Source organism: Psychrobacter sp. Ps2, assembly GCF_022129405.1.
GTDB lineage: Bacteria > Pseudomonadota > Gammaproteobacteria > Pseudomonadales > Moraxellaceae > Psychrobacter.
Genome location: NZ_JADQAM010000045.1, coordinates 52,223 through 70,427 on the forward strand (window position 1 = coordinate 52,223; position 18,205 = coordinate 70,427).

Sequence of the window (18,205 nt, forward strand, 5' to 3'; positions counted from 1 at the left end):
CATTAATTAATAACAAACTAGCTGTTTTATTTGCTACTTTTATCCCCATCTAGGCTCTAATTGTTTTTTTTATTGAGTATTGTTCATTTTTATATTGAATACTATTCTGATTTTTATTAACTAAAGAGGTTAAATCACACCACCATGTCTGACGACACTCCCAGCCCGAGTAGTTGGTCGATGCGCGGCTTAAAACGCTGGCTATCGACCGCCCCCGAAACCCGTGATGAATTGATTCGTCTGGTACAAGACTCGCGCCAGTTTTTAGAGCCTGATACGGTCGATATGTTAGAAGGCGTGCTAGATTTGCCTGCGACACAAGTCCGCGAAATCATGACACCGCGTCCGCAAGTGATTGGTCTGCACGAGAGCACTAGTCTTGCTGAAGTGATGGACATCATTCTTGAGACCACCCATTCGCGCTATCCTGTTTTTGACAGTCAAGATGATGATGCCGTCATCGGTATCTTATTGGCAAAAGACTTGATTCCTATTTTGGTACATATGGTTCGCAACCAAGAAGACAAAATTGACAGTAAGCGTCTTAGAGATTTGGTGCGCCAGCCGTTATATATTAGTGAGACGGCTCGTTCTGATACCTTGCTACGCTCATTGCAGCGTACTCAGGTACATATGGCGATTGTCGTTGATGAGTTTGGTAACTTTGGTGGTGTGGTCACCATGGAAGATTTGTTGGAAGAAATCGTTGGCGACATCGTTGATGAGCATGATGACTTTGATGAAGACAGCGATATCAATAACATTGTCCCTGATCCAGAAAAACCAAACACATGGCGTGTGCAAGCGTCTACAGTAATTGAAGACTGTAATGATGAACTGGGTAGCCGTTTTGACGATACCGATGTCGATACGATGGGCGGTCTGGTCATGCAAGCACTTGGCTTCGTTGGTGATTTAGAAGGCGAGAGCGTCGTGATAGATGATTGGAAAATTACCATTACCGATGTCGAAGGGCGATTTATCCAAAACCTAGAGCTGACCAAAACCAATGCTGAGCAACAGATATTGATAGGCAGCCACTAGCTTGCTTATAGTGTCACGATAGTTGGTCAATGAATAAAACTTGTTAGCAAATTAATAAAAAACACGATGAAAAATCGTGTTTTTTGCTTTCTACCTTTTGAACTCTAGAATGAGGTTTTAGCTACGCAAATTTACCCACTTGTAGGTTTTGACTGGTATCATGGGTGGGTTTTATTTGTGGCCCTGCATAAAGCATTGTGCAGTCAGGTTTTGCGTGAGTGTTATCTCATCGCTTAGCTGAGAAATTTTAGAAAATATGGTTTTGGATAACTGCTATGCGTCTGTCTACTGTTGATTTACAAAAACGTTTGAACCCCGATAAGCCAAAAGGTTTACATATGGGGTTGACGGTACTAATAGCTTGGCTGGCAGGGGCCGCTTTTATACTCGCGCTCGCGCCTTATGATATTTGGCCAGTTGCCTTGGTGTCACCTGCCATCTTATATGCGTTATTGGTACCAGCGATGACAGGTCGCCGTGCCTTTCTAATTGGTCAAGCCTACGGTACGGGACTGTGGTGTGTTGGCGCGTTTTGGCTATATACCTCGATACACGTTTATGGCGATACGCCTGCATGGCTTGCGCTGATTATGATTGCGCTCATGGGTCTAGGCATGGGACTGTTCCACGGCTTTTTGGCGCTAATTTTTAATCGTGTGGTCGGCAAGCAGCCTTTATCTTTTGCCGCCCTGTGGATACTCCAAGAGTGGATGAAAACGTGGCTGTTTACTGGTTTTCCTTGGCTATTCGTTGGTTATGCGTTTACTGAGCAGTACTGGTTGTCGTCGCTCGCGCCTGTGGCTGGTGTCTTTGCAGTTTCTTTCGTAGCGGTATTATTGGCTGCCAGTATCGTTGAGCTGTTGCGACGCCGCGGTGGTTATATGATTCCATCGATAGCATTGCTAATCATTAGTAGCACGCTATGGTTGATAAATCCGCAGTGGACCAAACCAAAAGGCACCCCTGATTTATCGGTATCTTTGATTCAGGGTAATATCCCACAAGACCTAAAATGGCTCACCGAGTATCAGATTGAAACGCTAAAAATCTATGCAACGTTGACCCGTGACGAGTGGGGACGTGACATCGTGCTGTGGCCTGAATCGTCGATTCCTATGTTTCAGACAGAAGCTGTTGGTTTTATCAGTGAAATGGTCGCGATGGCCAAAGAGACTGACACGACATGGGTGACAGGTATTCCTTATAAGGATGAAGCAGCGTTTGATGCCAGTACAGATAAGTATCCGCCATTCTACAATAGCGTGGTAGCGCTAGGGGCACAAGCAGAGGGGCTGTATAAAAAGCAACGTCTGGTGCCATTTGGAGAATATATTCCATTCCAAGGCGTGCTCGATATTCTACCTAATCTAGCAGGTAGCCAAGACATTATGAGCTATAGTCGCGGCAGTGATCAGCAGTCGCCGCTACGTGTGCGAGGGCATAATTTAGGTGCAGCCATCTGTTACGAAGTGGCGTATCCAGATACCACGCGCAAAAACGCGATTGGTACGGACTTCTTATTAACCATCTCAAACGATGCTTGGTTTGGTACGTCAGCAGGCCCACTACAGCATCTACAGATGGTACAGATGCGCGCGTTAGAGAATGGTCGTTGGTTTATGCGTGCGACCAACACAGGTGTGACAGCTATCATCGACCATAAAGGTCGTATCGTAGAACGTGCACCGCAGTTTGAACGTACTGTATTGCGCGGTGATATTCAGGCGCGAGTTGGTAACACTCCATTCATGCGCTTTGGTCAGTATCCTATTTTGTTTATCATGACACTGTTGCTGATACTCAGCTATTTGGGTAAACGTCCGAAGACTCCAGTACGTTTGGTTAAGTAAGATGTGTTGATAGCGAATAATAGATAACTGATTAAGTAGTTAGTTGTCACAAGTGTCAAAAACGAATGTTAGAATTGTGGATAATAAACCCTTTAAATACTTAAGGGTTTTCACAAATCAGTATAAATTGCGATATAATAGGTCAATATTTCAAATATTTTGTGCAAGGTGGATAAGGTATGTCAGAAGGTATCGTTAATAACAATCCAAAAAAAGAGCTGTTATTCGCTTTAGGTGGCATTGCCATGTTCTTAGGTATTGTCTTACTTATTGGTGTTTCTGCGTTTTTGCGTCCAGCAGGCGAGCATATCACTGCTGAGACAACTGAAGCATCAGCTGCGGCAGATGAAGCAGAAGCTACTGCTACTGCTACTGAAGAAGAGGCGGCTCCAGCCGATGCAGAAGCTGCAACAACAGAAGAAGCGTCAGATGCTGCAGCGCCTGATACCATGGCAGATGCAACCGTAACCCCAGCGACAGATGCAGATAGTGCAGTTGTCACCGCAGAAGCTGGTACAGCAACTGCTTCTGGTACTGTAAGCCAAGCTGCTGTTGCCGATGCGGATTTGACAGCTGAGCAAGCGGATGGTGACTTAGAAGCTGGCGATACCGCAGCACAGTAGTCTGTAATACGGTCAATCAAATGAGTGGTAATGCTACCTGTCTATAAAATAAGTGACTTTACCACGTCTCTATCAATAGTACTTTAAGTATGATGATAGAGACTTTAACATCTAAAAAAAGCTCGTTCTCAATAGTTGAGAGCGGGCTTTTTTTATGGGTATTTGTGTAATTTTTAGCCAACTTTTTCTTTACTTGATTATAACCAAGTGAAACAATGTTCCGCCTATATGACCGTTCATCCGAATAATTGAGGGTTCTGTCATTACCAAAATAATCTTTAAAGGAATAAAGTTGTGAGTACACAGTCTAAATCAGAAGCTAGTGCAGTTGAGCTGGAAGCACTAGATAATGGCTTTATGGGACATCCCGCGCCATTACGCTCATTGTTTTTTACCGAAATGTGGGAGCGATTCTCCTATTATAGTATTCGTCCACTATTAGTTCTATTTATGGTGGCAACAGTGAGCAGTGGCGGTTTTGGCTTCGATGAAGTCACCGCCTCTGCTATTTATGGTATTTTTGCGGGTTCGTTATACTTAGCAGCAGTACCAGGTGGTTGGTTAGCAGATAACTGGCTAGGTCAAGAGCGGGCGTTGTGGTGGGGTAGTATTATTATTGCCCTTGGTCACTTGTGTATCGCGCTTTCAGCGATGTTTGGCATGACGCTGTTCTTTGTTGGTTTAATCTGTATTGTCTTAGGCTCAGGGTTATTTAAGACCTGTATCTCAGTGATGGTTGGCGCCTTGTACCCCAAAGGCGACTCTCGCCGTGATGGCGGTTTTACCTTGTTTTACATGGGTATTAACATCGGTGCGTTATTAGCAGCACTTATCGTTGGCGTATTCAAAGAAAAAGGCATGTGGCATGTCGGCTTTGGCGTTGGTGGTTTGGGTATGTTGGTCTCATTACTGATTTATCGTTTTGTCGCGCAAAAGAACTTAACGCGTTATGCACGCGCCAAAGGTATCTCAGCCGAGTGGGAGAAATCTAACGACCATTACAAAAACATCGGTCGCTGGGTTGGTGGTTTTGTCGCATTGCTAGTAGCCGCAGTGCTATTAGTGTCTACTGGCATGATATCGTTCAATCCTGAGATGGTTGCAGAGTATATGACGTATATCATTGCTGCGGTGGTCATCTTGTATTTTGCGATTATGTTTATCTCACCGAGATTGGATAAGACGGACAAACTACGCTTGTTAATTTGCTTTGTCTTAATCATTGGTTCGACGCTGTTCTGGTCAAGCTTTGAGCAGCAACCAACGTCTTTTAACTTGTTTGCTGATCGTTATACCGATCTGAATGTTTTAGGATTTGAGATACCAAGTATTTGGTTCCAGTCATTGAACCCGCTATTTATTTTAATATTGGCACCTATCGTTAGTATTATTTGGGTCAAGCTTGGTAACCGAGGTCTTGAGCCTAGCAGTATGGCTAAGTTTGCACTCGGTATGCTACTGGCAGCCGCAGGTTTTGCCTTGATGATTTTTGCTTCAAAAAGCATTTTAGCGCCTGGTGCTGGATTGGCATCGCCGCTATGGTTGGTAGGTAGTTTATTATTATTGACGCTAGGTGAGTTAGCATTAAGCCCAGTTGGGTTGTCTGCCATGACTAAATTGGCGCCAGAGGGTATGCAAGGCCAAATGATGGGGCTGTTCTTTGCTTCTATCGCTATGGGTAACTTGGTTGCAGCCTTCTTTGGTGGTCATGTATCTGCTGACAAAATCGAAGGATTGCCAAGTCTGTTTACCACCATGACCATCTTCTTGGTAGTTACCGCTGTATTATTATTGATACTAGCAAAACCTATCAATAAAATGCTTAAAGAAAGCGAGCATGAAAAACAACTGGCCAAGCAATAGGATAGTCTGATGTACATTTGTGATTAACAACAGCACAAGTGACATATGATGAGACGTGTTACCATTACTGGTAGCACGTTTTATTGTTTTAGTTAGTGAGATATTTGGCATAAGCTATTGAAAGCTTACTATCTGCCCAAACATCTAATGATAGCTCACGATAAACAGCAGTACAGCGTTTTATAAGCCTATATTAATTCAATTTTTTATTCTCAATAAGCAGAAGCAATTACCCAAACAAACATAATTAAATAGCTAAATAAGTAGACTGTTTGCTTGAATAATTGCTATCGATAATAAATGTCTTATTAAAACTAAAGCGGTAACAAGAACTCAAACAAGACGACTATTAGAACAAGACGATTGTTAATAATCGCTCCAACATCAAATTTTTATAACTTCTATAAGGACACATTCAATGAATAAACAAGCCATTCACGAACGTACTGCTAATTTACGTAGTACCTTAGCCGCGCAAGATCTCACCGCAATTATCGTACCCTCTGCTGATCCACATTTATCTGAATATCTACCAGAGTACTGGCAAGCACGCTTATGGCTATCAGGGTTTACCGGTTCTGTCGGTACGCTGGTTGTGACTGCTGATTTTGCAGGTCTATGGACGGATAGCCGTTATTGGGTACATGCTGCCGACCAGTTAGAAGGCACAGGTATTACTTTAGAAAAGCTTGCGCCAGGTCAGCCAAATCATATCGACTGGCTAGCCGAGCATTTGCAAGAAGGAGATAGCGTAGCAGTAGACGGCAATGTGCTATCTATCGCTGAGCAAGACCGCCTGCTAAATGCTTTTGATGCTAATGATATTACTTTGATCACTGAGCGTGATGTGCTGACAGAGATTTGGACAGATCGTCCAGCACTACCAGCGGCCAAATTATATGCTCACGATGAGCAATTCCTTGCTCAGTCTGCCACCTCAAAGCTTGCAGCAGTACGCGAAGGCATGGCAGAAGCAGGTGCGACCCATCATTTACTTTCAAGCTTAGATGACATTGCTTGGTTGACGAACTTGCGCGGTGCTGATGTTGATTACAATCCGGTATTCTTGTCACATATGTTGATTGACGCAGACAAAGCAACATTGTTTGTTGATACTGATAAAGTAAATGAAGATATTGCACAGAGTCTAAAAGACAGCGGTATCACATTGGCTGATTATTCTGCTGTGCAAGATGCATTGAGCGCATTGACGCCAGACGATTTATTATTGTTAGATCCGAGCAAAGTCGCAGTAGGCACACTCTCAAAAATGGCAGACGATGTTGGTTTTATTGAGCAAATGGCGCCTAGTACATTACTCAAATCTGTAAAATCAGATGCAGATATCGATCATGTGCGTGAAGCGATGCGTCAAGATGGCGCTGCTTTGGCTGAGTTTTTTGCCACATTTGAGCAGCGTCTAGCAAACGGCGAGCGTTTAAGTGAGCTAGATGTTGATAGCATGCTGATAGACGTTCGCAGTCGTCAGCCGCATTATGTCTCGCCAAGCTTCCCAACCATCGCAGGCTTTAATGAAAATGGTGCATTACCACATTACCGCGCAACACCAGAGAAATTCAGCTACCTTGATGTGGCCGAGGGTGAAGGCGGGTTACTACTGATTGACTCAGGCGCACAATATCAGAATGGTACGACTGATATCACCCGCGTAGTCGGTATTGGACAAGTCACTGCTGAGCATAAACGTGACTTTACGATTGTGTTAAAAGCCCACATTGCGCTGGCTCGTGCGCATTTCCCTGATGGTATCGCCTCACCGTTGATCGATGCTATCTGCCGTGCACCATTGTGGCAAGCACAGATGGACTATGGTCATGGTACGGGTCACGGCGTTGGGTATTTCTTAAACGTACACGAAGGCCCACAAGTCATCGCCTATAGCGCCAGCACGCCAAAAGAGCGCGCAATGAAAGTCGGTATGATTTCAAGTAATGAGCCAGGTCTATACCGCGAAGGAAAATGGGGTATCCGTATCGAGAACTTGGTAGTAAATACGCCAGTTGCTAAGCCTACTGAGACAGAGTTTGGTGATTTCTTAAACTTTGAGACCATCACTTACTGCCCAATTGACACGCTTCTGATTGAGCCGTCCCTGTTGGATCAAACCGAGATTGATTGGCTAAATGACTATCATAGTCAAGTCTTCGCAGAGCTAAAAGATCGTGTTGAAGGTGCAGCGCTTGAATGGCTGACTGAACGTACCAAAGCCATTTAATACCAAGCTCAAAACATTAACTAAAAGTACTAAAAAGCCCCGTAAATTATTTACGGGGCTTTTTAGTGTTCGTTATTTAGTACTTACTACTGAGCAGCTGTTTCTAGCTGTAGGTTTAATACTGAAAAATAATCACTGTCAGTGAATGTTTTTCTTAGCAGCTTCATTATTAGTAGTTGAGTCATTCTGTTCGCTAAAGTGTTGGGTTACCTCAGCACGGAGCCAAGACTTTAGGTTTTCAGACATTAGCATCATTTGCTCACTTAGATAGTCATCGACCTGAGTTTCTAGCTCGCGGATTAGCTGTTGGTGTGTTGCATCTAGCTTCGCGTCTTTTAAGGCCAAATTAATCGCGGCACTGGCTTTATTATTAATATCTTTAATGTGGTTATCACTAAGCGTATGTGCCTGTTCGCTAATGGTTTTGTTATCAGTATTTTTACTATCGTTAGTATTGCCTTCAGTATTGACGACTTCTGATGCCAATTTTTCAATCTTTGCACTAGAGTTATCAGTAACAAAATCGTCAGTAACAGCGCTATCTGCCACGACTTTATCTGTGTTTACTTTAGCTACGTCGGTAGCAGCCATTTCTTTGTCGTTGTCTGTCTCTAACGCTGACTGCGTATTTTTTTCTTGTTCTTTTTGAGTCGTTTCTGCCTTACGTGTGGCTTCTTCTGCTTCTTTTTTCTTCTGCTCGTCTTCTAGTTTTTGTTTTGCAGCAGCCGCGTCTTCTTGCTCTTGTTTTTCCGTGATTGCTTTAGCAATGGCTTGCTCTGCATTGTAGTTATCATATAGCTCGTCTACATGCGCATCTAAATCATGGGTATTAAAAGTGAAGTCTTCAAATGAGGTGTCAGATTGCAGCAGAGTAGTGATGTCTTTTAGTTCTTGAGTAATTGCTGCACGTACTGGCTCAGGTGCACACGTCCAGCGTTGATAAAACTGATGGGAAAATGAGTAGCTTGACATGGTATCTTCCATAAATGTTCCAAAAATTACCCCTTATCATACGCAAGTACGATAAGGGGCTGCAAGTGGACAAACGTAGCAAATCTGACACCAACGTTACAACGCATTCATTACCATGCGCTGCGATGTGGATGGGCGGCTGTTATTGATTGACAGGCCAGCGAGCAAATACCAATGAGCCATTGGTACCACCAAAGCCAAAGCTGTTGGATACTGCATACTGCAAGTTATCAACTTTGCGTGATTGATTAGCCACATAATCAAGGTTGCAGTTGTCCTCGATATCATCTAGATTGATCGTAGGTGGTACATGCTGATGCTGTAGCGCTAGTACTGTAAAGATAGCTTCAACTCCGCCAGCAGCACCAAGTAAGTGACCGGTCATCGATTTGGTCGAACTAACTAAGATGCTTTCTTTTACAGGAGAGAATACAGTTTCGATAGCAATAGACTCAGCCACGTCACCCGCAGGGGTACTAGTACCATGAGCGTTGACATAACCGACGCTTGATGACTCGATACCAGCATCGTTTAGTGCATTTTGCATCGCTCTTGCCGCACCGCTACCATCTTCTGGTGGCGCAGTAATATGACTGGCATCATCGCTCATACCGAAACCGACTAACTCTGCCAATATCGTTGCACCGCGTGCTTTAGCATGAGCAAGGCTCTCTAATACCACCACACCAGCACCATCACCAAGGACAAAACCGTCACGACCTTTATCAAATGGACGCGAGGCTTTGGTTGGTTCGTCATTGCGCGTAGAGAGTGCATGCATAGCACTAAAGCCAGCTATACCAAGTGGGCTAGAGCCTTTTTCACTGCCGCCTGCCAACATAACGTCAGCATCACCGTAAGCAATCAAACGAGCAGCAAGACCCATAGCATGAGTCGCAGTGGTACAAGCCGTTGAGGTCGCAAGGTTTGGGCCTTTTAACTTATGCTTAATTGCTACCAGTCCAGCGGCCATATTAACGATAGAGCCTGGGATAATAAAAGGTGAGACTTTGCCTGCGCCTTTTTCGTGTAAGGTATCACGGCTGTTTTCAATCGTTTGAATACCGCCAATACCTGAACCTAAAATAATACCAAAGCGATCTTGGTCAACGCCTTGCACAGGCGCATCAGCAGCACTGACTTCCTCGATAAAACCAGCGTGCTTTAGTGCCATAGCAGAAGCGGCAACCCCATAATGCATGAACTCATCATAACGACGCGCATCTTTGGCATTCATATATTGCTTAGCATCGAAGTCTTTGATCACGCCTGCGATTTGCGCACGGTAGCCGGTGGCATCGAAATGCGTAATCGGTGAGATACCACTCTCGCCATTGAGCAATTTGGTCCATGAGCTATCGACGTCTAGACCGAGCGGCGTAATAGCGCCCATACCTGTGACTACCACACGCGTATCATCAGAACGCTCGTAGTGAGGTGGTTTTTGACGCGATTTATGTACAGGTGCTGCAGTCATATTATTTGTGTCATCAGTGGTGGCTTGGTCGATAGGTGAACTACTATTCTGGCTCATGCGATATATCCTATACTTACAGGTCCTAAGAGGATGGCGTTTCAAAAGTCATTATAAAACACATAGGTGCACGTATGTAAACTAAAATTTAACTGGTCAGGCAAAACATACTTGGCCCAATACCACGCCTTTATTTGCACCAGTTACCGCTGGTAAATTACCAGTTTCACCCATCAATGTTTGTTTGGCTAACCATGCAAAAGCAACGGCCTCGACCCACGTTGGCGCAAGTCCTAAATGTTCAGTGGTTTTTACTGTGCAATGGGGTAGATGAGCTTGCAGGCGCGCCATTAAATAGTCATTCAATGCGCCGCCACCGCAAACATAGACCGAGCTGTTTTTTGAAGGGCTGACAAACATATTAATTTGCGTACTGGCACTGATAGCCGTTAGCTCAGTCAAGGTTGCTTGCACATCGGCTGCTGAATAACTGATGTTAGCATTGGCTTGTTCAAAAGCCTGTAGCTCATTTTGAAGCCAAGTTAAGTTAAAGTCCTCACGACCTGTGCTTTTTGGATGAGCCTGAGCAAAAAACGGATGTGCCAAAAGTTGCTGTAATAATGGTTCAATGAGAGTTCCAGACTGCGCCCAAGCGCCACCTGCATCATAAGCATTGTCGGTATGCAAAGATATCCACGCATCCAATAATAAGTTGGCAGGTCCAGTATCGTAACCAACAACTTGAACTTCCTCACTGGCTGGCAAGACGGTTATATTGGCAATACCGCCCAAATTTAATATCACGCGTGTGTTATCGGATGCGCCAAACAGTGCTTGGTGGAAAGCAGGAACCAACGGCGCACCTTGACCACCAACCGCCATATCACGACGTCGGAAATCATTGACCACGCTGATGCCTGTGCGCTCAGCGATGATATTGGCATCGACCAGTTGCAACGTGAATCCCATCTGCGGGCGATGGCGTACCGTTTGACCATGACAGCCAATCGCTAATACTGACTCAGCATCGATATCTGATTGCTGCAATAAAGTATTGACCACCTCGCTCGCAAATTCAGCATATGCACGACTTGCCCAGCCGAACCAATCCAATTCACTGTTTGGTTCATTGGCCTCTGGTACGAGTTGATTCACAGCATTCGGCTGACACAATGCCAATAGCACTTCACGCAGACGTGGCGGAAAATCTTGGCTATAGGTCGCCAGTAGTTGCATCGGCGGTTGAGTGTTGTCTTCGTTGCTCATCTCAGGATTAAACTGACAAAGAACAGCATCCATACCGTCCAAACTGGTGCCAGACATCATGCCGATATATAAACCATCATCGAAGCTTTCAAATACCGTTTGCTCAAGGGCATCGGTCAACGTGGCATAGTTCGAATTATCAGAGGTCAAATCATCAATATCGTCGGAGCTGTTATCCAAACCATTATTCATAAGCAAGTCTGCGAGGGCATTATGGTCAGTATCAGCAATCGATGCGGGGTTGGTCATGGCAATTTACCTTAAAAAACGCTAGTATATCCGTCAAATTCTAGCATTTTTTCCAACCTTTTGAGGTTCTAAACTTCCTAAGGTATTGAGCCAGTAACCGTCATTCATAAAAATCCCAATTAAAGTGATATATAGAGAGCATCATGACCAATCAAACTTACACCCTAGAAGAACAACTGGCCCTTATTCAGCGTGGTACGCAAGAGATATTGTCTGAAGATGACTTAGTGGCTAAGCTAAAGCTCAATCGTCCACTACGTATCAAGGCTGGCTTTGATCCTACCGCCCCTGATCTGCATTTAGGTCACACAGTGCTGATCAATAAGCTTAAGCATTTCCAAGATTTGGGTCATGAAATTTATTTTCTAATCGGCGATTATACCGCCAAGATTGGTGACCCTTCTGGCAAAAACAGCACGCGTCCACCATTGACTGATGAGCAAATCAAAGCCAACGCAACGACTTATGCTGAGCAAGTATTTAAAATCTTGGACAAAGAAAAGACTCGCGTGGTCTTTAACTCTGAGTGGTTCAATGACATGAGCGCCGCTGATATGATTCAGCTTGCCAGTCAGCAAACCGTCTCGCGTATGCTTGAACGTGATGACTTCTCAAAACGCTATGCATCGCAAACGCCCATCTCAATCCATGAGTTTCTTTATCCGCTAGTACAAGGCTACGATTCTATTGCGCTTAAAGCAGACGTTGAGCTTGGCGGTACCGATCAGACCTTTAACTTGCTAATGGGTCGCACGTTGCAAGGACGCTATGGCCAAGAGCCGCAAGTTTGTATCACTGTGCCAATCTTAGAAGGGCTAGATGGTGTCAATAAAATGTCCAAATCACTGGGCAACTATGTCGCTATCTATGATGCACCAGGCACCATGTATCAAAAAATCCTGTCGATGCCAGACACACTAATCCATCGTTACTTTGAATTTTTAAGCTTTAAGCCAATGGAAGAAGTTGAAAGATTGATGCGCGAAATGGAAGATGGCCGTAATCCGCAAGAAATCAAACGTATCTTAGCCGAAGAATTAATCGAGCGTTTTCATGATGCTGATGCCGCTGCTAATGCGCACAAATCTGCGGGTAACGTTTTAGCTGATGGCGAACTACCAGTCGACTTGCCAGAAATCATGTTAGATCTAGAGGGGCAAGATGCCTTATTTATCACCCAAATCCTAAACCAAGCTAAGCTCGCTAAAAACAACTCAGCAGCCAAAGACATGGTAAAACGTGGGGCGGTCAAAGTAGATGGCGAAGTCGTTGATGGTGGCTTTAGTCTAACCTCAGGTCAGACGGTCGTAATTCAAGCAGGCAAAAAAGCTTATGCAAAAGTGACGGTTGGTTAGATAATCTATAAAAATGATTAAGAGCGAGGTCGGCAGTAATTGTCGACCTTTTTTATGAAGCGATAATTAGCAGCCATTTTTTAATAGTAGGAGTTTGCTATGACTAAAACCATTCCCCAAGGCATTTACCGCCACTATAAAGGCAGCTTGTATCAAGTGTTGCATACCGCGCAGCATTCAGAAACCGAAGAATCGCTAGTGGTATATCGTTGTCTGTACGGTGAGTATGGCGTGTGGGTGCGTCCGCTTGCCATGTTCGCTGAAACGGTCACGGTTGATGGTAAAGAGATACCTCGATTTGAATTGATTAAACTATTGAATGATTAATACTTAGCCAATGATTTAGATTGAATTTAGCGCAAAAAAACGACCCGTTGAGGTCGTTTTTTTTGTGCATTATTAAAAATCCATCATTAAGCGTTCAGAAATTCTTTCAATACTTTATAAAATGCCACAGGTGCATCCATCGGCACGGCATGTCCTGATGTTGGCAAAATAATACTGTGCGCATTGGGCAGCAGAGTGGTCAAACGCTGTTGCCATTCTGCATTATATAACTGCGAGCGCGCACCAATTAGTAAGGTAGTCGGAATATTGACCGTTGGCAAAACCTCGCGGTAATCGTAGGGCAGCGCAACATAAGCAGATAGGCAACGCAGTTTGTGTTGCCAAGTCGCGTGCTCCATCAATGAGATTTTGTGCGGTGCCCGATAGCTGAGGGCTTTTACCAATAATTGCGAAGGTTTGCGACTGACAGAGAGCAGAGAAAAAGAGCGTTCCATGTCTAATAAATTTACTTTTAATCGATAGGGCAGGTGACGGAAGTCGACCACTTGCTCGGCTTGTAAATAAGGAGCAGTGTCAGTAATTAACTGTGTAAATTGCGCAAACAATTCGGTTTGTCGTGTACCGAATACACCGCCACCTTGCCAGTCTGGCTGATTATGAATAATCGGTGCTTGATCAATGTTCAGATAGTGACTGACGCGCTGAGTACCAAAGCGCTGAAAATATGCCCACATGACCAATGCTCCCATCGATATCGCGGCAACAGGAAAAGCCTCAAAGCCAGTTTCTTTGCTCACGTACTCAAACACATCTTGGGTATCTTGTGCATATTGCTCAATAAAATCAAACGTTGGCAACGTTAGGTCACTGGCCAAACCAAAACCTCTAAAATGCGGCAAGTAAAAGCAGTAGTGCTGAATTAGCGGTAAAATAAATGGTAGAAATTGCCGCGCATCCATACCAAAAGCGTGCATTAATAGGACAGGTTTACCTTTGCCGATGACAGAGACGGGCAGCAACGTTCCATCAGCTGTTTGGACAGTAATGGTCTTTAGCTGGTAAGGAGTAGGAAAGGGTATGAGGTCTTTTTTCATAGAGTGATATCTCTTTGATTTTTCAAGCTGTCTCGGTCAATTTAGCTAAGAAAGTATTGCGGTAGAGTACACCGCTACAAAATAGTTATACCGCGAATAAAAGACTGCTATATTAAAGCTGTCACCTGACAATAGCATAGAATTTGGCTAAGGGTAAAAGTCAACAGTCAGACTATACTAGTGCTATGTAGGGGCTAGAAATTATCGTTGAGGATCCAAGTGCATGAGTAGATCAACATTGCCATTACTCGATAGTAGCCTATACCCACAAGTATGGCAGCAGCAGACATTTACCAGTCCGCAAGCGCTTTTGCTATCGATGTTGTCTGCTACTTTGAGTAGAGAGGTCACAATTGATGCTAGTACTTTTACCAAGCAGTTATTGGCAGACGATGTTTATCAAGAATGGATTAATACCACAGTATTTGGGCGTTATCTTCATCGTAACTTTACCGTATTTTATCAGCAGACAGAAGACAGTTTTAATACAGATATGCCTGCATTGTTCCGACAAGAATTAATACGGCATGCGCAGTATTTACCGCTCAATCAGGTATTGTTTTTTGCAGGAGATATGCTCAAAAATGTACGACAGACAAAGACGTTAACCACGACGGTGAATCCGGCAACGGCAATAATAAATGCTCAGAAAATGACTCAGAATCTGTCCAAAAAGCTGAAATTGAATAATTCAAGGTTAATCATTAATCAGATAACCATCACTGGTAAGCAAGTATTAGGGTTTGCGATACGTCATAATAAACGTACTAGCGAACGTCTGCGTAACGAAGTATTGATTATGGACTTTCAGGATTTGCGCTTGGTCAATGAGCAAGCTATTGAAGACATAAAAAAAAGCAATATAGATGACTCTATATTGCTTCGGTCTTATGAGGTGCGCTAACAAGGTTAGTGTTGATAAGTGATATATCGATAATCAATATCGATACTAAAACTAGCCGAGCAGTTAATATTAGTTTTGCTTGGCAATCGTCAATCCATTATAGGTCTGGGCGACTGGCATTACTTCTAGACGGTTAACGTTGATATGAGCAGGTGACTCAATTAGCCATAACAAAATATCACCGATATCTTCACCTGTCATGGTTTTAAAGCCGTCATAAACCTTGGCCGCTTTGTTATCGTCGCCGTGATAGCGCACGTTTGAAAACTCAGTGCCAGCCACATTGCCAGGTTCAAGGTTGGTCACGCGTACTTGGGTGCCAATCAGATCCGCTCGCAAGTTTAAGCTGAACTGTTTTACAAACGCTTTAGTTGCGCCGTAAACATTGCCACCAAAGTAAGGCCAGCTACCAGCAATTGAACCGACATTGATGATATAACCGCTATCGCGAGCGACCATCGCTGGCAAGACCGCATGGGTCAACGCCATCAAGCCTTTAATGTTGGTATCAGTCATACGCATCCAGTCATCTAGACTGGCCTTGTGAGCAGGCTCTGTACCCAGTGCCAATCCTGCATTATTGACCAAGACATCGATTTGTTTAAAATCATCAGGCAAGTCAGCAATGATTTGCGGAATAGAAGCTGTATCACTTACATCCATAACCACGGGTAAAAAAGCCTCACCTAAAGTTTCTGCCAAAGCATTCAGTTTATCAAGGCGTCTGGCGCAACCAACCACGCGATGGCCGTTAGCAACCAAACGTTCTGCCAACGCTTTACCAAAACCCGCGCTCGCTCCTGTAATCAATACGTTCATGATCTATCCTTATTATTGATGTTGTCTGCTATTGCCATAATTTTGATGACGGCTTTATTTACCCTAATGAGACTTATCTATTCGATAACTGCTTACCAAAAATCTTGTCGCCCGCATCACCCAAACCTGGAATGATATAACCATGTTCATCCAAATGACTGTCTAGCGCAGCGGTATAAATGGTCACGTCAGGGTGCGCTTCATTCACCAAACGTACGCCTTCAGGAGCAGCCACGAGTACTAATGCTTTGATATTGGTACAGCCATTTTTCTTGAGCATCTCGATGGTCGCTACCATCGAGCCACCTGTGGCTAGCATTGGGTCAATAATCAGCGCAGGACGTTTGTCCATGTGGCTGACGAACTTTTCAAAGAACGGTACTGGCTGTAACGTTTCTTCATCACGTTGTAGACCGACCACAGAAATCTTAGCGGTAGGGATTAGATCGAGCACACCATCAAGCATGCCAATACCTGCGCGCAAAATCGGTACGATCGTCGCCGTCTTACCGATGATTTGCTCACCAGTAATTTCGCCACACCAGCCTTCCATTGGAAAAGTTTCAATTTCAAAATCACGGCTCGCTTCATAAGCCATCAAGCGCGCAAGCTCTTTGGTCAATGTACGAAATTTATAAGTACTACAGTCTTTTTCGCGCATAAGGCTGAGTTTATGACGGACTAGTGGATGATCGATTACCGTAATTTTTAAATCGCTGTTTAAGTCACTCATAAGTACTCTCTTGGTTTCTTGTCTGATGCTTGCGCAGTTACTGCGGTTGCTATTAGTATAAAAGATACAAACATTTACCGCACTTTAACCATATTCTTAGCTCATAAATAGTAAAGTTGAATCCTTCACAATCAAGCCAATTAACTACTTTACGACAGTGCTTATTTATCGCAATGACAATATTTGCGTTCACAGCTGCCATCAAAGCCTAAGCAATTCAGGCTAAGTAAAATGATATCACGCTATCTTAAGTCAACCGATTGAACCGACTAAGTTTGACTATATAACGTGATTATAAGTGAGGTAGTGTTTAGACTTGCTATGATACCAAAAAAACCGCTTTTCTGATGAAGAATATCATGACTATAAAAACACCAAGCACTCAAAAAACCACTGATACTGAATCGAAATTGTCTGATGACAAAGCCACAGAGCTTGAAACCCATCCTTTTGAACCTATCTTACCGCCCAATGCCACGGTCATGATGATGGGTACTTTTCCACCGACTGCTGATAAATGGGCGATGAGCTTTCATTATCCTAATTTTTATAATGATATGTGGCGAATATATGGTCGAGTGTTTTTTAACGATGCTGACTACTTTAGAATAGGCGATGAAAAACGCTTTGACCCTGAGCGCATTCGAGATTTTATGTTTGAACGTGGCATTGCGTCTTGTCCGACAGTAAAGCAGGCGATCCGTGAGACGGGTAATGCTTCGGATAAAAATCTAACAGTAGTCACACCTGTTGATTTAGAGGTTATCTTGCCGCAAGTGCCGAAGGTAGCGTCATTGTTTACGACAGGAGGTAAGGCGACCGAAGTACTGCTCGGATTACTAGATGAGCCAATTGCTAAATCAAAGCATCCGAAAACCAATCAAAGTATGGATTACCCTTATCAATGGCAGAATGCGAATAATAAAAAAACGGATGTTAATGACTTAACCTTATATAGATTACCGTCAACCTCACGTGCCTATCCATTATCGTTGGATAAGAAAGTCGCGGCTTATAAGGCGTTTTTTGAAAAGATGGGTAAGTTATAAAGTTCAAATAGAGAAATGGTTGCACTAATAGAAGATAAAGCTCAGAGATAGTAAAAAGTATTTATCTAGTAAACCTAAACGTTTTTGATGTTATAAATTATAGTAAATAGCACATCTATAGTCAGTCTTTAAACTTATCGAAATGAATTGAATCATAACCCATTGAAAAAAATACAGATTTATTCATCTACTAAAATAAGATTAAAAACATTAATAAAACGGGTTGACACAAGAGTTAAACCGTCTATAATACGCACCTCATCAAGACGAGCTGGAAGTAGCTAGTGTGTAGATTACACATTAATAACTCAGTTAACTTGTTGAAACAAATTAAAAAAAGAAGTTGACAGACTATTAAAACATGATATGATGGTCAGCTCGCTAAA

At 43.5% G+C, this 18,205-nt stretch carries 15 protein-coding genes; 9 read left to right on the plus strand and 6 right to left on the minus strand.

Annotation, left to right across the window (positions count from 1 at the left end):
* Positions 1–144: 144 nt before the first annotated feature.
* The 5 genes from I3254_RS05345 (at position 145) to I3254_RS05365 (ending at position 7,616) form a co-directional block, all read left to right on the plus strand.
* Complete coding sequence (locus I3254_RS05345) at positions 145–1,044, plus strand: CBS domain-containing protein (RefSeq protein ID WP_057761902.1); 900 nt, start codon at positions 145–147, stop codon at positions 1,042–1,044.
* A 275-nt stretch (positions 1,045–1,319) separates the two neighbouring features.
* Entirely contained in the window at positions 1,320–2,894 is a 1,575-nt protein-coding gene (lnt, locus tag I3254_RS05350; RefSeq protein ID WP_238051921.1) for an apolipoprotein N-acyltransferase, read from the plus strand.
* 179 nt (positions 2,895–3,073) lie between these two features.
* Positions 3,074–3,517, plus strand: a complete 444-nt coding sequence (locus I3254_RS05355; protein ID WP_238051923.1) for a hypothetical protein — start codon at positions 3,074–3,076, stop codon at positions 3,515–3,517.
* Between the two features lie 357 nt (positions 3,518–3,874).
* A complete protein-coding gene (locus tag I3254_RS05360) occupies positions 3,875–5,380 on the plus strand; it encodes a peptide MFS transporter (protein WP_238051947.1) in 1,506 nt (501 codons plus the stop codon).
* A gap of 418 nt (positions 5,381–5,798) precedes the next feature.
* Positions 5,799–7,616: an aminopeptidase P family protein gene (locus I3254_RS05365; protein ID WP_238051925.1), complete on the plus strand. Its 1,818-nt coding sequence runs from the start codon at positions 5,799–5,801 to the stop codon at positions 7,614–7,616.
* A 138-nt stretch (positions 7,617–7,754) separates the two neighbouring features.
* On the opposite strand, the gene I3254_RS05370 is transcribed toward I3254_RS05365, so the two are convergent.
* The 3 genes from I3254_RS05370 to I3254_RS05380 all read right to left on the minus strand — a co-directional run bounded on the left by I3254_RS05370 (position 7,755) and on the right by I3254_RS05380 (position 11,577).
* Positions 7,755–8,600: a hypothetical protein gene (locus I3254_RS05370; protein ID WP_238051928.1), complete on the minus strand. Its 846-nt coding sequence runs from the start codon at positions 8,598–8,600 to the stop codon at positions 7,755–7,757.
* Between the two features lie 130 nt (positions 8,601–8,730).
* Positions 8,731–10,065 carry a beta-ketoacyl-ACP synthase II gene (fabF, locus tag I3254_RS05375; RefSeq protein WP_179799152.1) on the minus strand — a complete coding sequence of 445 codons (1,335 nt, stop codon included), beginning with the start codon at positions 10,063–10,065 and terminating at the stop codon, positions 8,731–8,733.
* Positions 10,066–10,218: 153 nt separating this feature from the next.
* Positions 10,219–11,577, minus strand: coding sequence for an anhydro-N-acetylmuramic acid kinase (locus tag I3254_RS05380; RefSeq protein WP_238051931.1), 1,359 nt, complete (start codon positions 11,575–11,577; stop codon positions 10,219–10,221).
* Positions 11,578–11,720: 143 nt separating this feature from the next.
* Between I3254_RS05380 and tyrS the strand changes: the two genes are divergently transcribed.
* Positions 11,721–12,932, plus strand: coding sequence for a tyrosine--tRNA ligase (gene tyrS / locus I3254_RS05385; RefSeq protein WP_114701750.1), 1,212 nt, complete (start codon positions 11,721–11,723; stop codon positions 12,930–12,932).
* A 99-nt stretch (positions 12,933–13,031) separates the two neighbouring features.
* Positions 13,032–13,259 (plus strand): DUF1653 domain-containing protein, encoded by a 228-nt coding sequence (locus tag I3254_RS05390; RefSeq protein WP_238051932.1) that lies wholly within the window; start codon positions 13,032–13,034, stop codon positions 13,257–13,259.
* An 86-nt stretch (positions 13,260–13,345) separates the two neighbouring features.
* Here I3254_RS05390 and I3254_RS05395 read toward each other — a convergent pair whose 3' ends face one another.
* A complete protein-coding gene (locus tag I3254_RS05395; RefSeq protein WP_238051934.1) occupies positions 13,346–14,314 on the minus strand; it encodes an alpha/beta hydrolase in 969 nt (322 codons plus the stop codon).
* Between the two features lie 223 nt (positions 14,315–14,537).
* Here I3254_RS05395 and I3254_RS05400 point away from each other — a divergent pair, with 223 nt between their 5' ends.
* Entirely contained in the window at positions 14,538–15,218 is a 681-nt protein-coding gene (locus I3254_RS05400; protein ID WP_238051936.1) for a hypothetical protein, read from the plus strand.
* 69 nt (positions 15,219–15,287) lie between these two features.
* Here the strand turns inward: I3254_RS05400 and I3254_RS05405 are convergent, their stop codons facing one another.
* Together I3254_RS05405 and upp are read right to left on the minus strand one after the other, a co-directional pair.
* Positions 15,288–16,037: an SDR family NAD(P)-dependent oxidoreductase gene (locus I3254_RS05405; protein WP_238051938.1), complete on the minus strand. Its 750-nt coding sequence runs from the start codon at positions 16,035–16,037 to the stop codon at positions 15,288–15,290.
* Between the two features lie 73 nt (positions 16,038–16,110).
* Positions 16,111–16,770, minus strand: a complete 660-nt coding sequence (gene upp, locus I3254_RS05410) for a uracil phosphoribosyltransferase (RefSeq protein ID WP_057761878.1) — start codon at positions 16,768–16,770, stop codon at positions 16,111–16,113.
* A gap of 482 nt (positions 16,771–17,252) precedes the next feature.
* Here upp and I3254_RS05415 point away from each other — a divergent pair, with 482 nt between their 5' ends.
* The gene (locus I3254_RS05415) at positions 17,253–17,819 is read left to right on the plus strand and encodes a DNA glycosylase (protein WP_346015373.1); all 567 of its coding nucleotides are present in this window, start codon (positions 17,253–17,255) and stop codon (positions 17,817–17,819) included.
* Positions 17,820–18,205: the final 386 nt, after the last annotated feature.